Annotated in this window: 7 protein-coding genes; 5 read left to right on the forward strand and 2 right to left on the reverse strand. The window is 41.7% G+C overall.

Features of this window, described 5'->3' with window-relative positions; genetic code table 11:
• Positions 1-158 precede the first annotated feature (158 nt).
• Entirely contained in the window at positions 159-1,334 is a 1,176-nt protein-coding gene (locus tag V7K42_RS04075) for a tyrosine-type recombinase/integrase (RefSeq protein WP_334913782.1), read from the reverse strand.
• Positions 1,335-2,113: 779 nt separating this feature from the next.
• On the opposite strand from V7K42_RS04075, the gene V7K42_RS04080 reads away from it, so the two are divergent.
• Both V7K42_RS04080 and V7K42_RS04085 read left to right on the forward strand, forming a co-directional pair.
• Positions 2,114-2,794 (forward strand): HEAT repeat domain-containing protein, encoded by a 681-nt coding sequence (locus V7K42_RS04080; RefSeq protein ID WP_334913784.1) that lies wholly within the window; start codon positions 2,114-2,116, stop codon positions 2,792-2,794.
• Positions 2,795-2,869: 75 nt separating this feature from the next.
• Positions 2,870-3,436 (forward strand): phycobiliprotein lyase, encoded by a 567-nt coding sequence (locus V7K42_RS04085; protein ID WP_334913786.1) that lies wholly within the window; start codon positions 2,870-2,872, stop codon positions 3,434-3,436.
• 318 nt (positions 3,437-3,754) lie between these two features.
• On the opposite strand, the gene V7K42_RS04090 is transcribed toward V7K42_RS04085, so the two are convergent.
• Entirely contained in the window at positions 3,755-5,275 is a 1,521-nt protein-coding gene (locus V7K42_RS04090; RefSeq protein WP_334913953.1) for a site-2 protease family protein, read from the reverse strand.
• Between the two features lie 177 nt (positions 5,276-5,452).
• Between V7K42_RS04090 and V7K42_RS04095 the strand changes: the two genes are divergently transcribed.
• The 3 genes from V7K42_RS04095 (at position 5,453) to V7K42_RS04105 (ending at position 18,023) form a co-directional block, all read left to right on the forward strand.
• On the forward strand, positions 5,453-6,187 hold the full coding sequence (locus tag V7K42_RS04095) for an MBL fold metallo-hydrolase (protein WP_334913788.1): 735 nt from the start codon (positions 5,453-5,455) through the stop codon (positions 6,185-6,187).
• Positions 6,188-6,345: 158 nt separating this feature from the next.
• Positions 6,346-12,282, forward strand: coding sequence for a trifunctional serine/threonine-protein kinase/ATP-binding protein/sensor histidine kinase (locus V7K42_RS04100; protein ID WP_334913790.1), 5,937 nt, complete (start codon positions 6,346-6,348; stop codon positions 12,280-12,282).
• A gap of 74 nt (positions 12,283-12,356) precedes the next feature.
• On the forward strand, positions 12,357-18,023 hold the full coding sequence (locus V7K42_RS04105; RefSeq protein WP_334913792.1) for a trifunctional serine/threonine-protein kinase/ATP-binding protein/sensor histidine kinase: 5,667 nt from the start codon (positions 12,357-12,359) through the stop codon (positions 18,021-18,023).
• Positions 18,024-18,049 lie beyond the last annotated feature (26 nt).

Genomic DNA, 18,049 nt, shown 5'->3' on the forward strand with positions numbered 1-18,049 from the left:
AAATGTTATTTGAAAGCAAAATACCTGGCAACATTTTATAGTGTTACTGGGTATTTTTTTATGGAGCGGTATGTATTCTACAAAGTGTCACTTTTAATGACAGAATTTATGTCATTTTTTTTGTCAAAAAAAGTGACACTTTTTTTAGAGGTATTACTCTACTTAATAATTGACGGTAGTGAAATCCTTTCGATATCCATTTTAAGGTAATGCTCTCTAATGACTTCCTCAGAATTACCTACAAGTAGTGAAAGCTTATGTAAAGGAAAATCGTTGTTAGCGTGATACGAGATCATGCTATGCCTTAATTGATAAGGAACGCGATGTCTGATGCACATTGCATCAAGCAACAGTTTCCATACTCTATTAAAAGCTTGTTGAGATATCGCACCGCCTCTACGATTCTGAAATACATATTCTTTAGGTTTGTGACTGCCGGGCAAAGAAGACAGTAGTGTATGCAGTTCTTCGTTAGTAGGAAATTGTCTGCTCGCTACCGTTTTTGTGCCCTGTTGTTTCACTATCTTGCCACTAGCGTTTACCTGTCCTTCCTTAAAAACTATCTTGTTGCTTCCTAAATTTACATTCTCCCATTTAAGTGCTATAGCTTCAGAAGGTCTGCAACCCGTAAGCCAAAGGAATGCTGTGTAACGCCAGTACTGTTGATGCGCTCCTCTCTTGCAATGTTCACCACTGCGCAAAGCTTCTACTATTCGGTAAACTTCACTCACTTTGAAAATATCTATTTCACCATTCTCAGTAACATTATCAGGGACATGCCCTTTAATGTTGATGCTATTAAGTAAATCTCTATATTCAATTCCCCAGCGACGGGGGATAATACCTTGCTTACTACACCAATCGACAGCGCTAACAATAGTTTTAAGCCTTTCTTTCGAGGTTTTTACTGTTCTGCTTTTGTCGCCAAAAATATACCCTACAATTTCTTGCTTTTGCTCTAATCTTTGAAAAGGGCAATTTTCAATAATACTTGTCACTGTTGCGTTGCGAGTTAATACAGTTGTTTGACTCCATGTACCTATTTTTGTATTGAAGTCAACGTATTTATCCCAAAGCACGCGAAGGTCGTCTTTCTCAACTACCTTAATAATTCCTTGCTTTTGCTGCTTCAATGCATCTAATTTTTCTCTCACAAAAAGCTTAAGCGTATCGAGTTCTACGACATCACCAGCAACTACCATGCGATGTATCATATCGTCAACGTCATAAGCGATATCTATGGCGTTTCGTTTATCACCGCCGCAGCCTATTGTTTTTCTGCCAAGTCTCTGAATGAGTCTTAGCTGATAAAAAACACCAGAGCTAGTATTCATTGTCATTAAATGCAAATATCGGTACCCGTCTTTCGAGGCGACCATTTTTTACTAAGTGAGGTTGAATTGATAGACCTACTTTAGCACAGTGGTATATTAGAATGGTTGAATATTTTGCAATAGCTTACAATTTATCGACTAGAGTCTTTATTATATAGACATTCTAGCTATCTTTAAAGCAGACCTGGAAAGTCTGTTATGCAGAAATGTATACGAGGGTTCGAATCCCTCCCTCTCCGTTTTCAAACCTAGTCTAAATATATAGTTTGAACCAGACTTCTACAAATAGTCTGGTTAAATAAATAGCCGGATATTGCCAAATATATTCTTAAAATTGCTTTGAAAGTGTTTTCGTGTAACCGTTGTCTTCAGCAAGCTACGCGCGGCTTTCCCCAAAAAAGTTATCGTACAAACCAGACATTTTTGAGCCTTGCTTTTATTTTAGCCCACTATACCAGTGGTTTACATAGCATTAAGGGACTTCCAACTAAAAAAATATCCCATCGCTTTGGCGAGCAGGGGAGGCAGGGGGCGCAGGGGAAGCAGGGGAGGAAGAATCTAATTGATCATCTTCGCTCCAAAATTGAATAATTTAATTTCTGGAAGTCCCTAACGACACCTATTAGTACCCGCACAATCTAGCCGGAGGTAACATTTGTTTATTTTTCATTCATAATTGAGCCATTTTGTAAAGTCGCCAAACTCCTACTTCACGATGGTGACAGCCTGATGAAAGGATCAGGTAAATTAAGATAAGTAAAGAAAATGCTTTGAACTCAATGACAGCTCTCAGCTTACAAGAAATTTCTACTCAGTTAGAAAGTCCGAACTTACGCGATCGCATGGTAGCTCTTGCTAATCTGCGTCATGTTTCTCCTGAAGAGGCAGTCCCTTTAATTAAAAAGGTACTAGACGACGAATCTTTGCAACTGCGATCGATGGCAATATTTGCCCTTGGAATCAAGCCAACGCCAGAATGTTATTCAATTTTGGTCAGAATTCTCGAAAATGACCCCGATTATGGCATCCGCGCTGATGCTGCTGGTGCTTTAGGATATCTGGGCGATGCTAGAGCCTTTGAAGTGCTTTCACGGGCGTTTTATGAAGATACTGATTGGCTAGTACGCTTTAGTGCAGCCGTTTCTCTAGGTAATATTAAAGACCCCCGTGCCCGGCAAATTCTTCTTCAGGCATTGGATAGCAAAGAAGTAGTGTTGCAACAAGCTGCAATTTCTGCGCTAGGAGAAATTAAAGATATTGAATCTGTCGATCAAATTCTGCGCTTCGCCCAATCAGATGATTGGTTAGTTAGGCAGCGTTTGGCAGAAGCCTTGGGTAATCTCCCTACTCCCAAGAGTATCTCAGCTTTAAAATATTTAGAAAAAGACAATCATTTCAACGTTGCTGAGGCAGCCAGAATTGGCCTCAAGAAGCTTGAGGAAATAGGCAATCAAGCTTAATAAGATTAGAGCTTCCTGCTACCTTTTAATAATTAAGTGGGAATTTTAGCATTTTGATGCAGGGTAATTTGATTCATGAATATTGAAGAGTTTTTTCAGTTAAGTGCTGGTAAATGGTTTTCTCATCGAACTAGTCAACATTTGGCTTTAAATGAATCTGAAAATAGTAAGTCAGACATCATCATTGAGACGCTGGCAGTAGATCATCCAGAAGCCATAAAACTGTGTCAACAGTACGAAGTTAATCCTATTTCCGCCTCCTGTGCTATCAAAATTAACTGGAATGGCACAATGGAAAAGGATCAATCAAAACACAGTGGTTCAACTGTATTAGTTTCAGTACCTAATGCAGATAATCCGTCAGAAGGTAAGTTACTGCGGGAAACACTCGATGCAAAGAAAACTCCAGTTGCCGGACACTATAAATTTGACAGTGATGGTGCATTGATTCTAACTATAGAAGATGAAAACATCAGGTCAGAAGAACGCCTGTGGTTTGCTAGCCCAAATTTGCGAATGCGGGTAAATGTCCTCAAGAGTTTTGGTGGATTTAGTATTACTTCCTTCACTTCTGAGATTCGTATGGGTGGTTTTCCACCTGCTGCGAAGGCTTCCGAGGCGGCTAATTCTGTATCGAGTTAGTTGTAATACAGGATATTTTCCCCATTTATCTAGGACTTACGCAAAACCTTATCTGTAGGGGCAATTCATGAATTTCCCCTACCTAAAAATCAGAGCTTAGTTAAACTATGTTCTGGCAGGTAATTGCTTCTGGCACACTACTTGGGGTACTAACATGCACTCGAAAAAAGCACGGTGCGTTCGACTAAAGCCATAACACACCCTAACTTTTAAATAGTCTTTGGCTCCTAAATTCTATTTCGATAAAAAATACCATACTATAGTTAATTCCATAGTTGGGAAAAATTCAGATATATTTTTATCGCTACATTGATATTTTTAAATCTGCAAAAAGTTAGCGATCGCTTGCGGTAATGGCAAAATAATTACAATCAACAAAGCCATTGCCAGTAATCCCCCAATATCACGTTTGTTATCCAGTTCAGTTACATCATTCAGTGCCGGCTCATCAATCAACGGCATAAATAATAAGATAATCGCCCACATCAAAAATTCTTCCCGAACTAACGAAAGTAATAGTAAGAGAATACGAGCAACTTGCCCAATGACGATCGCAGTTCGTTGTCCAAACATCGCATGGACAATATGACCTCCATCTAATTGTCCCACAGGCATTAAATTTAAAGCTGTGACAATTAGTCCCAGAAAACCAGCTACTGCAACTGGATGCAAATCAAGGGCTGATTTTGCCGTTAGCTGACTTCCCAAGGCTAGCTTCGAGAGGAGTGCTAGTAAGATTGAATACTTTGGATTCAGGGCATCAGGATTCAAAAGTCGGGTTTTTTCAGTTAGAGAAACTATGTCAGAATGAGCCAAGCCCCATATTAGTAATGGCAAGGTGGCGACAAAACCTGCAATTGGCCCAGCGATACTAATGTCAAATAAAGCTTTGCGGTTAGGAATGGGACTACGCATCTGAATAAATGCACCAAAGGTTCCCAAGAAGAAAGGTACGGGAATAAAGTAAGGTAAAGTGGAGCGAATCTTGTAGGATTTAGCTGTCAAATAATGCCCAAGTTCGTGAATGCCCAAAATAGTCATCAGTCCTAAAGCATAAGGTAATCCCTTAAATAGGACATCTGGGTTAGATAGAACTTTGAACAAAGAGCTAATTTCCCAAAGAGGCGGAAGAGAAACACCAGCAATTTCCATTCCCACCAAGGTAGTAGTTATCAAAGTAGCTACTAGTAATAGAAGTGCTAATCCTGGTCGAGTTAAGCGTTCCTGGTCGCGTCGTGGTGTATTTTTCTCTTTAGCAGCTTGAGTGTTGGGAACCAGCACAAAGAAAGGTTTGCCATTTAAACCTTCTTGAAAAATCAGCAGGAAGCGATCGCCAAATTGTGCTTCAATATTAGTCTTAATCTGCTGGTAGGCGTTGCTAGCTTTAGTTCGCAATTGACCGCGGCAAATTACGGATTGTGGTCGATACTCAATATTCTGAACGTAGTATACAGACCAAGGAAAACAATTTCGCAGCTGGGTTTCTTCCGTTGGCTCAATGGGACGCACTATTGGTTCTGCGGTAGGTTGGATAGTCGGCTGTGATTCTGAGGCTTGGGCTTGGGCTTGGGTCTGTGTATCTGTTGGCACTCTCCGCCCCCATTGAAACAAGATCCAGTACAACAGTGTGCAGACAAATAACGACGAGACGATCAGTCCTGGTGGTGGAGGTAGTTTAGTTCCGTACATCAGCGTCCATCCACTCAACAGCAATGCTGGTGTCATTAAAACCAGCCATAACAACCATACTGGCGTGCGGGTGATGTTAGCGACGCTTTGCTGCACCATTAGATAAGTAGCTAGCCCCAGTAGGAGGAGAAACAAAAACCAAAATCCCATATTATCTTCAGTAATTTTGACAAAACACCCTACCAGTAGCTTTAGCACCATAGCATTAACTACAAAGTAGACCTCAAACCCCAATTTTTTTCCGAACGGTTAACAGTGCTATGGAATTTTTGGGAATTTCCCCACTGTAACTAGATTATCCACAACTTCTGAGTCGGTTCTTTTATTATGTGCCCTTTACCTCAACACCCAAGTCATCCAACTAAGCCACCAAGGTCTGTGTTCGTTGACGAAGTACCTAGCGGAAGTTCTCTGCAATCGGAATTCGCACAAGAGAGCATTTTTGCTTTTCCACCCAATCGGGACACATTAGGAGGAACCTCTTATTTTATTGTAAGAAATGAAGGTAATATCCTCATAGATTGCCCTGCCTTAGATCGAACAAATCAAGATTTTTTAGCGGCGCATGGAGGCGTGCGTTGGTTATTTCTTACCCATCGCGGCGCGATTGGCAAAACCTCTGAAATTCAGCAGACCTTTGGCTGCGAGGTGCTGATGCAAGAACAAGAAGCTTATTTATTACCAGGCTTAACCGTAACTACCTTTAGTCAGGAATTCACTCTTGATGCAGCAACACAAGTAATTTGGACACCAGGTCATTCTCCCGGCTCATCTTGCTTATACTACAGTCAGCTTGGAGGTATATTGTTTTCTGGTCGCCATTTAGTTCCTAATCATAAGGGTGAGCCAGTACCATTACGCACAGCTAAAACTTTTCACTGGCGGCGACAAATTAAGAGTCTTCAGTTATTATTAGAACGTTTTACACCTGAAGCACTCTGCTACATTTGTCCGGGAGCGAATACAGGTTTTCTCAGAGGTAAGCGTGTCATCGATCGAGCTTATCAACACTTAGCCTCTCTAGATTTATCAACTTTGCTGCGGATAGAGTCTCTACTTTAAGATTTATCAAGGATCAAAAACTCGTTTACGAAGCTCAAAGGCCGATCTGTTAGTCCCGAATGCCCAATACCCAACACCAATAACTTTTCTAACGCTTGTTAAGCAAAATGTTGTCTGGGGAATTATAAGCCTTAGACAAGAAATTATAGTAAAAAATTATGATTGCAAGAGTTGATGAAACTTTAAGGTTCCCTGGCTATCAAATCATAGAGCAACTCTATTTAGGTTCTCGGACTCAAGTGTATCGGGCAGTACGAGAACGCGATCGCCAACCAGTTGTCATCAAGCTCTTAAAACGAGAATACCCCAGTTTTAGCGAATTAGTCCAGTTTCGCAACCAATATGCGATCGCCAAAAATCTAGATATTCCCGGTATCATCAAACCCTACAACTTAGAATCTTATAACAATGGCTATGTCATAGTAATGGAAGATTTTGGTGGTATTTCCTTACGGGAATTTACGCAAGGACGACCACTAACCTTAGAGCAATTCCTCCCCATTGCTTTACAACTGATAGATACGCTATACGAGTTGCATCAACAGCGCGTCATTCACAAAGATATCAAGCCAGCCAACATCCTGATTCACCCTGACACGAAACAAATCAAGCTAATTGACTTCAGTATTGCCTCGCTTCTACCACGAGAAACCCAGGATATCCAAAGTCCCAACAGACTGGAGGGAACGCTAGCGTATCTGTCGCCAGAGCAAACAGGACGGATGAACAGGGGCATTGACTACCGCAGTGACTTTTATTCATTAGGTGTGACTTTCTTTGAACTACTAAGTGGACAACTGCCATTTGAGTCCTATGAACCGATGGAGTTGGTGCATTGCCACATTGCGAAACTTCCACCCTTTATCTGCGATTTCAACCCCGATTTGCCCTTGATGCTGGGCGAGATTGTCCGCAAACTGATGGCGAAGAATGCCGAAGACCGCTATCAGAGTGCTATGGGACTTAAACATGACCTAGTTACTTGCTTAGAACAATGGCGAGAAACAGGCAAGCACACCTGGTTTGAATTGGGACGACGAGATATCAGCGATCGCTTTCTCATACCCGAAAAACTCTACGGACGGGAATCAGAAGTGCAGACGTTACTGGCGGCATTTGGTCATGTGGCTAATGGTGGCTCCCAACTGATGCTCGTGGCAGGTTTCTCTGGTATTGGCAAAACCGCAGTCGTTAATGAAGTACATAAGCCGATTGTTCGGTGGAACGGCTACTTCATCAAAGGGAAATATGACCAATTTAACCGCAATATTCCTCTATCTGCTTTCGTGCAAGCCTTTCGTGACCTGATGGGACAGTTGCTTAATGAAAGCGATATCCAACTAGAGCAATGGCAGAGCAAAATTTTAGCAGCAGTTGGAGAGAATGGGCAAGTTCTGATTGAGGTGATTCCTGAACTAGAGCAGATAATCGGCAAACAGCCTGCGATCGCTGAAGTATCGGGCAGTGGGGCACAGAACCGTTTCAATCTGCTGTTCCAAAAGTTCATTCAAGTCTTCACGACCAGAGAGCATCCGTTGGTGATGTTTGTCGATGACTTACAGTGGGCAGATTCGGCATCACTCAATTTGCTGAAGCTGTTGATGGGCCAAAGTGATTGCGGCTATCTATTCATTATCGGCGCATATCGCAATAACGAGGTTTTTGCAGCTCATCCACTGATGTTGATACTCGATGAAATTGAAAAAGCATCCTCCTGTGTCAGTACTTTAACCCTAGCTCCCTTAAGTCAAGCAGATGTCAACCATTTAATCGCCGACTCTTTCAGTTGCACAACAAAACAGGCATTGCCGTTAACAGAGTTGGTTTATCAAAAAGCCAAAGGCAATCCTTTTTTCACAACTCAGTTTCTAAAAGCGCTGTATGAGGATGGACTGATTACCTTTGATTGGGAGGTAGGTTTTTGGCAGTGTGATGTGGCGCAAGTGCGATCGCTGGCTCTAACTGATGATGTGGTGGAATTTATGGGCCAACAGCTTCAGAAATTGCCCGACATCACTCAAGATGTTTTAAAACTGGCAGCTTCTATTGGCAATCAGTTTGATTTGGCGACATTGGCGATCGTTTCTGAAAAGTCGCAGACTCAAACCGCTTCGGATTTGTGGAAAGCATTGCAAGAAGGATTTATCATTCCAACTAATGATATCTACAAGTTTTATCAAGATTCTGCATTAGTCATGGGTCATTTGCAAAGTCCAAATGACAACGGACACAGGACAATTTACAAATTCTTGCACGATCGCGTCCAGCAAGCTGCTTATTGCCTGATTCCAGACGAACAAAAACAGATCGCGCACCTAAAAATTGGGCAATTATTACTAACTCATACGCCCGTTGCCGAACAAGAGGAAAAACTGTTTGAAATTGTTAACCAACTTAATATCGGCAAATCTCTGATTGTCGATCTCTCTGAGCAAATAAAACTCGCCCAACTCAATTTGAAAGCTGGAAAGAAAGCCAGAGCCGCAACTGCCTATACAGCCGCATTTGAGTATTGCACTACAGGCATCGCCTTGTTAGCTGAGGATATGTGGCAAACGCAGTATGAGTTAACCTTAGCCCTCTACGAAACTGCCATTGAAACCGCTTACCTGAGCGGCAACTTTCAGCAGATGACACAATTGGCAACAGCGATTATAGAACACTCTCGAAACCTGTTGGATACGGTCAAGGTTTATGAAGTTCAAATTCAAGCTGCTCAAGCCCAACATGAATTTATAGAGGCAGTGCAGATTGCTCTGAAGATTGTAGAGCGTCTAGGTACGAGTTTTCCTTCTGAACCCAGTCAATTAGAGATTGCACAGGCATTCGAGGCGACTAAATCGATTCTGGCTGGAAGGCAACTTCTGGACTTAATGACTCTGCCCGAAATCGAAAACCCTAATAAATTAGCGGTTATCAGGATTCTTGCTGCTGTCTCTTCTGCTGCCTTTGTTGTCAGTCCAGCGCTCTTACCGTTTATTGTCCTCGAGCAGGTAAATTTATCAGTTCAATATGGCAATACTTCATTTTCTGCCATTGGCTATGCTTACTATGGATTGATCCTTTGTGGGATGGTAGGAGAGATTGACTTTGGTTATGAGTGTGCCCAACTAGCACTTTTGTTACTCGAACATTTCAATGCCAAAGAACAAAAATCCAGAGTCTATGTCGGAATTTATTGTAGTGTGTGGCATTGGAAAGAGCCGCTCAAGAACTCCTTACCGTTTCTCCGGGAAGGCTACGAAGTTGGATTGGAAACGGGAGATTTAGAATCGTCTGCTATTTGCGGATTCATTTACATCTCATACTGTTGGTTTATGGGCAAAGAACTAAGCAATCTCAGCCGAGAGAGTGCGGCCTTCCGAGATCAGCTTGCACACCTCAACCAAGAAGGTCTTACCAGTCATCTGACCGTTTTTCAGCAAGCAATTTTGAATATGATTGGCGATTCCTCTGAACCTTGGGAGCTTAGTGGAGATGCCTTTAATCGAGAGGTAATTATACCAGCCCTCCAGCGATCGGGCGATCGGACTGCGCTGTATTATTTCTATGCCAGCCAACTTGGTTTGTGTTACATGTTTGGCAAATCTGAGTTGGCGGTGGAAAATGCGATCGCTGCTGAAAACTATATAGATGGCGCTACAGGCTTATTCATAGTTCCGCTCTGCTACACCTATGATTCTCTCGCTCATCTGGCAATCTATGCTCAGGTTTGTGAGACAGAACAGCAACACATTTTGCAACGGGTGGCTAAAAATCAGGAAAAGATGAAAAAGTGGGCTGAACATGCTCCAGAAAATTACCTGCACAAGTTTCATCTAGTCGAGGCGGAACGAGAGCAAGTGCATGGCAACAAAGCCGAGACAATAGATTTATACGATCGCGCGATCGCTCTTGCTAAAGAACACGGCTATATCCAAGAAGAAGCACTTGCCAATGAGCTAGCCGCTAAATTTTACCTCAACTGGGGCAAAGAGCGGGTAGCTGGGGAATATATGACCCAAGCCTACTACGGCTATGCTCGCTGGGGTGCAAAAGCCAAAGTCGCCAACCTGGAAAAACGTTATCCCCAATTACTCGCCCCCATTCTCCAGCAAACCCGTTCTCCCCTCTCAACTAACGAAACGATCTTCGCCTTGGAGAGTGTCACCTCCACCAGTTCCGCCACTTCCAGTAGTAGCGTCTCTGTTGCTTTAGATTTAGCTACCATTTTCAAAGCTTCTCAAGCCCTTTCTGGCGAAATCGAACTCGAAAAACTGCTCTCGGTATTGCTGCATATCGTCATTGAAAATGCGGGAGCCGATAAGTGTGTGTTCATGCTTTTGGAGTCAGGCCGTTTACTGATTCAGGCGCTAGCACAGCTTTCTTTTAGCCCTGTAAAAAATAAGGGAATTACTCACGTCAATTTTTACTCAATGTTGCTCAACCCAGAGCCTGTGCAAGACTCTCAGGATGTGCCAGTTGGCTTAATTAATACCGTCAAACGCAGCTTAAAACCAACAGTGATTATTGATGCCACGGTGCATCCGCAATTAATCAATGACTCCTACATTCAGCAACAGCAGCCCAAGAGTATCTTGTGCAGCCCAATTTTGTATCAAGGGAAGTTGCTTGGCATATTGTACTTAGAAAACAATTTAGCAACTGGAGCCTTTACAAGCGATCGCGTCGAACTGCTCAACTTACTTTGCGCCCAAGCGGCCATTTCCCTAGAAAATGTGCGACTTTTTGAGCGAGAACAGGAAAAATCCCAGTCATTACAAGCATCACTAGCACAATTAAAACAGACCGAAGCATCTTTAGCTAAAGAACGAGAGTTCTTGAATGCCATCATTCAAAATATTAGAGATGGGATTGTTGTTTGTGATGCTAGTGGCAAATTGACCCTATTTAACAAAGCAACTAGTGAATTTCATGGCTTACCAGTAGAATCATTACCACCAGAAGAATGGGCAGAACACTTCAATCTCTATCAACCTGATGGTCAAACACCTCTATCAACAACCGAAATTCCTTTGTTTCGCGCTTTCCAAGGAGAAATTGTCGAAAATGTTGAAATGATCATTGCACCGAAGTATGGTTCTACGAGAATTTTGTTGGCAAGTGGACAAGCGATTATTGATGCTTCGGGTAACAAACTTGGTGCAGTAGTTGTGATGCGAGATATTAGCGATGCCTATCGGCAAACTATGCAAAGCAAACAATCAGAACTTGACTTACGCCAAAAGTCACTCGATTTGCAACAAGTACTAAACGATCTACAAAATGCCCAATTACAAATAGTCCAAAGTGAAAAAATGTCAGCCTTGGGTAATTTAGTTGCTGGTGTAGCTCACGAAATGAATAATCCTTTAGGTTTCATTGCTGCTAGTCTCAAACAGGCTAAACCCACTGTTGCTGATATTGTTGAACATCTCAGACTATACCAAGAAAGTTTCTCCCATAAAAGTGATGAAATTATTGAACATGCTGAAGAGATTGACTTGGATTATAGCTTAGAAGACTTGCCCAAAATGATTGATTCTATGTCTATGGCGTGTGACAGGCTCAAAAATATCAGTACCAGTTTAAGAACTTTCTCTCGTGCTGACAGAGATTACAAAGTACTATTTAATATCCATCAAGGCATTGATAGCACAATTTTAATTTTGAAACATCGTCTGAAGGCGAACGATCTGCGTCCAGCAATTGAAGTAATTACAAACTATGGATATCTACCTGAAATTGAATGTTTTCCTGGTCAATTAAATCAGGTATTTATGAATATTTTTGCTAATGCTATTGATGCATTAGAAGAATCAAATAATGGACGTATTTTTGAGGATATTCAGCTAAACTGCAATCGAATTAAAATTACAACCTCACTAGAAAGTAACTGTGTAAAAGTTATCATTGCTGATAATGGTAAGGGGATTAGTGAGTCAGTTAAGCAAAAAATGTTTGACCATTTGTTTACTACAAAAACTGTCGGTAAAGGGACAGGTTTGGGGTTGGCGATCGCACGGCAAATTGTCGAATCAACCCATAGTGGTAAATTGAGTTGTAACTCGGTTTTGGGTGAGGGAACGGAATTTATTATTGAAATTCCGGTGTAATTTTTGGCGATTTTTGCTAAACAATTTCAGGCATCTGGGAATACTAAATCTGGAAGCCTTAAAGATTTAGCATTATGGTTAGTACGAATATTCCTGGATACAAGGTTAGCGAAGAACTCTACAATGGTTCCAGAACCATAGTTTATCGAGGCTATCGAGACAGTGACTCATTACCTGTAGTCATCAAATTGCTGAAAAATCCTTATCCGAGTTTCAGCGAACTTTTGTCATTTCGCAATCAGTACACCATAGCTAAAAATCTCAACTCACCGCTAATCGTCCAAACCTATAGTCTCCAAGCCTATCAAAATGGCTATGCGCTGGTGATGGAAGACTTTGGGGGAATTTCCCTCAAGGAATGGGGAATCAAGGGAAGGGGACAATCTCTACAGGAGTTTTTAGAAATAGCGATCGCACTCTGCAATGCCTTAGATATACTTTACCGCGAACAGGTTATTCATAAAGATATTAAACCCGCCAATATTTTAATTAACCCAGAAAGCAAACAAGTTAAATTAATTGACTTTAGTATTGCATCTTTACTACCACGAGAAACGCAAACTCTCGTCAATCCCAATGTGCTAGAAGGGACACTAGCTTATATTTCTCCCGAACAAACAGGCAGAATGAATCGAGGAATTGACTACCGGACTGATTTCTATTCTTTGGGTATAACTTTCTACGAATTACTGACTGGAGTTTTGCCATTTCAATCAAACGATCCAATGGAGTTAGTGCATTGTCACATTGCAAAAATTGCACCATTAGTATCTGAAACTAATTTAGAAATTCCATCTGCGATCTCAAAAATTGTCAGCAAATTGATGGCGAAGAATGCTAAAGATCGCTATCAGAGTGCATTAGGGCTGAGATTTGATTTAGAAAATTGTTTACATCAGCTACAAGTTGATGGTAGAATAAGCGGTTTTGAAATTGGAGAACGGGATGTGTGCGATCGCTTCATCATCCCAGACAAACTCTATGGAAGAGAAACCGAAGTCGAAAACCTACTCCAAGCATTTGAGCGAGTTGCTAACCCTCCTCAATCCCACCTTGCTAATGGGGGACATAGGGGAGTCGAAATGATTCTGGTAGCAGGTTTTTCGGGGATTGGTAAAACAGCGATTGTCAACGAAGTTCATAAACCGATTGTGCTACAACGCGGTTATTTTATCAAAGGGAAATATGACCAATTTCAACGCAATATTCCCTTTAGTGCATTTGTGCAAGCATTCCGAGATTTAATGGGGCAACTGTTAAGCGAAAGCGATGCACAAATTCAGCAATGGAGAAACGAAATATTATCAGCAGTTGGTGAAAATGGACAAGTAATTATTGAAGTTATCCCCGAATTATCAAGAATTATTGGTGAACAACCACCCGCCATAGAATTATCAGGAACGGCGGCAGAAAATAGATTTAATTTATTATTTCAAAAATTTACCCAAATCTTTACCACTGCTGAACATCCCTTAGTAATATTTTTAGATGATTTGCAATGGGCAGATTCGGCATCCCTGAAGTTAATGCAGCTTTTAATGGCTGATACAGGTCATCTTTTGTTAATTGGTGCGTACCGTGATAACGAGGTCAACCCAGTACATCCATTAATATTGACTTTGAATGAGATTGAAAAAAACCAAACAACAATTAATACAATTACCTTAGCACCACTGAATCAAAAAACAGTCAATCAATTAGTTGCTGATACACTTAAATGTTCTCAGGATTTGGCATCACCTCTTTCTCGATTAGTGTTTAAAAAAACTCAAGGAAATCCGTTTTTTTCTATCCAGTTTTTGAAGGCATTACATCAAGAGCAACTGATTAAGTTTACCCCCCCTTGCCAAGGCAGGGCTACGGAAGGATGGCAATGTGATATTTCCCAAGTTCATCAACAGGCAGTTACAGATGATATCGTTGAATTTATGGCGTTGCAGTTAGAAAAGTTACCATTAGCAACCCAAAATATCCTCAAGTTAGCATCTTGTATTGGCAACCAGTTTGATTTAGCAACTTTGGCAATTGTTTCGGAACAATGCCAAGTTAATACGGCAGATACTTTGTGGACAGCATTGCAAGAAGGGTTGATTTTACCGATTAGTGATGTTTATAAATTTTATCAAAATTCGTCATTGGTCATTAATCATTGGTCATTAGAAAATGACAACCAAACGACAAATGACAAAAGACAAAGGACAGCTTCATATAGATTTTTACATGACAGAGTACAGCAAGCAGCTTATTTCTTGATTTCCAATGAGCAAAAAGCAGCAACTCATCTAAAAATTGGACAATTACTGAGAGAAAACTTGTCTGAGTTAGAGATTGAAGAAAAACTCTTCGATCTGGTTGGGCATTTGAATTTAGGAATTGAGTTAATTAGTCAAGCAAGCGATCGCCAAGCTCTAGCTCAACTCAACTTCAAAGCCGGTAGTAAAGCCAAAAATGCTACTGCATACACCGCCGCTAAAGTGTATTTCCAAACTGGGATCGCCTTACTCCAGCCCGACTGCTGGCAAACACAGTACGAATTAGCCTTAAACCTCCATTTGGCAGTAACCGAAGCTAGCTATTTAAATAGTGACTTTGAGAGCATGGAAGAGATGGCTGGAGTGGTTTTGCAGAACGCCCAGACCATTTTTGACAAAGTGAAAATCTACGAAATTAAAATTGTGGCACTAACGGCTCAGAGCCAAATATTAGGGGCGATCGCCGTCGGCGCAGATGTCCTCAGTCAATTAGGGGTAGATTTACCAAATGCGCCAGAGTCAGCCGAAATCGACAAAGCCTTGGAATACCTAAAAGAGCAACTCCAAGGCAGAGAAATTCCTGAACTGATTGACTTACCCGTGATGAGCGATCGCAGGGCGATCGCCGCAATGCAATTATTAGGAATATTGTTTGCACCAGTGTTACTGGGAAATCCGGGTTTAATGCCCCTGTTGAGCGCAACAATGGTGCGGTTGTCGCTCCAGTTTGGCAATACCCCCGCTTCGACGGTAGGATATGCGATTCACGGCATGGTGCTATGTGCTTTTTTGAGCGAAGTTGAAACTGGTTACAAGTTTGGTATTTTAGCTCTCTCGTTGCTAGAAAAATTTAACGAGCGGAATATATGTCTCCCTTTAAGCTTCTTTGGGGGTTTCATCCAACATCGCCAGCAATCGCTTTTGGCAACGCTATTGACAATGAAAGATAGCTACACCAATGGTATGGAAACAGGCACTTTTCTGTACGCTGGCTACAGCATACAAGGTTACGCCTATACAGCGCTGTTCGCTGGTGTAAATTTAAATACGTTGTCAGCCGAATTAGCTCCTTATAGTGTGGTTCTGACTCAGGCGAAACAAAATGCGGCGTGTATCTTATTGGATATAGTGCGGCAAGTGGTGGAGAATTTGAGAGAAACAGAGAGCCAACCCGGATTTATCACCACATCTCTCAAAGCCCGCGCTTGTGCAGAGGAGCAGGGGAGCAGAGGAGCAGAGGAGCAGGGGAGCAGGGGAGCAGGGGAGCAGGGGAGAGTTCAAATACCAAGTTCTTTCCCCTCTGCCTCTTCCCTCGATCTTGTGAGAAATCCGGGGCAACCCCATCGCTTAATGGGCAATGCCTACGATGAAACAATTATGCTGCCAAAGCACCAGGAGGATAACGATTTCACCGCGATCGCCTACGCCTATACCTACAAGCTGATGCTTGCTGCTCTCTGGGGCAACGATCGCGCTGCCCTTGAGTATATCACCGGAATCAAACCCTATTTTATGGCAGCAGCAGGGGCGGTACATATTCCCGTTTTCCATTTTTATGCTGCCCTCACATATCTAGCACTTTTCTTTGCCCAGACAGAAGCAGAGCAAGCCGAAACTCTTCTTGAGGCGCAAACTCACCAAACAATTCTGCATCAATGGGCAGAAAATGCCCCGATGAATCACTTGCATAAATGGTATCTGGTGGAGGCTGAACGGTATCGAGTGTTGGGTGAAAAAGCCGTAGCTAGTGAGTATTATGACCAAGCCATTGCTTTGGCTAAAACACATCAGTTTATTAATGAAGAAGCCTTAGCCAATGAACTAGCGGCAAAATTTTACCTTGACTGGGGCAAACAACGTATCGCTGGGGAATACATGATTGAAGCCTACTACAGCTATATTCGTTGGGGTGCGAAAGCCAAAGTTGCTGACTTAGAAAGACGCTATCCCCAACTGCTTGCTCCCATTCTTCAGCAAACCCGTTCTCCCGTGTCAATTAATGAAACTATCTTGGCACTGGGGAATGTCACATCCACTAGTTCCCCCACTTCCAGCAGCAATGTCTCTGTTGCTTTAGATTTAGCTGCCATTCTCAAAGCTTCTCAAACTCTGTCAGGGGAAATCGAACTTGAAAAATTGCTCTCAGTATTGCTGGCGATCGTCATTGAAAATGCGGGGGCTGATAAATGCGTGTTAATGCTCTTGCAAGACAAGCGCCTATTGATCGAAGGGTTAATTACCTTAGGGACAGAGCCAGTGGTGTTGCAGAGCCTTCCCGTTGAAGATAGCCAGGATATTCCCCTGAAGTTGATTTACAAAGTCTTGCACAACAGGCAGACCACTGTGTTAATTGATGCAAGTGCCGATCCGACCTTAGCCAATGACCCCTATATTATTCGTCAGCAACCGTATAGTATCTTGTGTAGCCCGATTTTGCATCAAGGTAAGTTGATGGGCATTTTATATTTAGAAAATAACTTAGTGACGGGGGCATTTACGAGCGATCGCTTACAAGTTCTCAATTTCCTCACTACTCAAGCAGCAATTTCTCTAGAAAACTCACTTTTATACCACAAATTGGAGGATTATTCCCATACTCTAGAGCAAAAAGTACAAAAGCGCACCCAGGAAATCACAGAAAAAGCAACTCAGCTAGAATCAACACTGGAGAAACTTTACTCGACTCAATCCCAACTAATTCAAGCCGAAAAAATGTCAGGTTTAGGACAGTTAGTTGCTGGTATTGCTCATGAAATTAATAATCCGATTAATTTCATCTATGGCAACTTACAACCAGCAAGTGAATATGTGGCATCTTTAATTGAATTAAATAATTTATATCAAGAACTTTATCCGCAACCATTGCCAAAAATTGCCGAAAAAATTGTCGATATTGAGCTAGAATTTATATCTAATGATTTACCAAAGCTCCTGTCCTCAATGAAAGTAGGAGCAGACCGCATCCGTAAAATTGTGCTGTCACTGCGGAATTTTTCCCGTTTGGATGAATCAGAAATAAAATCAGTAGACATTCACTCTGGCATTGATAGTACGCTGTTAATTTTGCAGCATCGACTTCAGAGTAACAGTAAACATCCAGAAATTGCAGTTATTGAAAGATATGGTCAACTCCCTTTAGTTAATTGTTATGCCTCTGCTCTGAATCAAGTATTTATGAATATTATCAACAACGCTATTGATGCTTTAGAAGAATTAGATATAAATCGGCAACCAACTATTATAATTCAGACTGAATTTACAGAAGTAAAAAAGGTAGTTATCCGCATTGTAGACAACGGTATAGGGATGAGCAAGTCAGTGCAGAATAAGATATTTAATCCATTTTTTACGACGAAACCAGTAGGTAGCGGTACAGGTTTAGGATTATCAACTAGCTATTCGATTGTGGTAGAAAAACATGGGGGTAATTTAAGTTGCATTTCTGCACCAGGAGAGGGTACAGAATTTATCATTGAAATTCCGGTATAGTTTAGTCCTCAGCTCCTTGACAACTT

The sequence above is a fragment of the Nostoc sp. genome (assembly GCF_036917455.1).
Taxonomy (GTDB): domain Bacteria; phylum Cyanobacteriota; class Cyanobacteriia; order Cyanobacteriales; family Nostocaceae; genus Nostoc.

What these genes read in the sequence shown, in the direction of transcription:
- V7K42_RS04100 (WP_334913790.1), top strand. Translation starts at nt 6,346, where the DNA reads ATGATTGCAAGAGTTGATGAAACTTTAAGGTTCCCTGGCTATCAAATC.
- V7K42_RS04105 (WP_334913792.1), top strand. Translation starts at nt 12,357, where the DNA reads ATGGTTAGTACGAATATTCCTGGATACAAGGTTAGCGAAGAACTCTAC.
- V7K42_RS04075 (WP_334913782.1), bottom strand. Translation starts at nt 1,334, where the DNA reads ATGAATACTAGCTCTGGTGTTTTTTATCAGCTAAGACTCATTCAGAGA.
- V7K42_RS04085 (WP_334913786.1), top strand. Translation starts at nt 2,870, where the DNA reads ATGAATATTGAAGAGTTTTTTCAGTTAAGTGCTGGTAAATGGTTTTCT.
- V7K42_RS04095 (WP_334913788.1), top strand. Translation starts at nt 5,453, where the DNA reads ATGTGCCCTTTACCTCAACACCCAAGTCATCCAACTAAGCCACCAAGG.
- V7K42_RS04090 (WP_334913953.1), bottom strand. Translation starts at nt 5,275, where the DNA reads ATGGGATTTTGGTTTTTGTTTCTCCTCCTACTGGGGCTAGCTACTTAT.
- V7K42_RS04080 (WP_334913784.1), top strand. Translation starts at nt 2,114, where the DNA reads ATGACAGCTCTCAGCTTACAAGAAATTTCTACTCAGTTAGAAAGTCCG.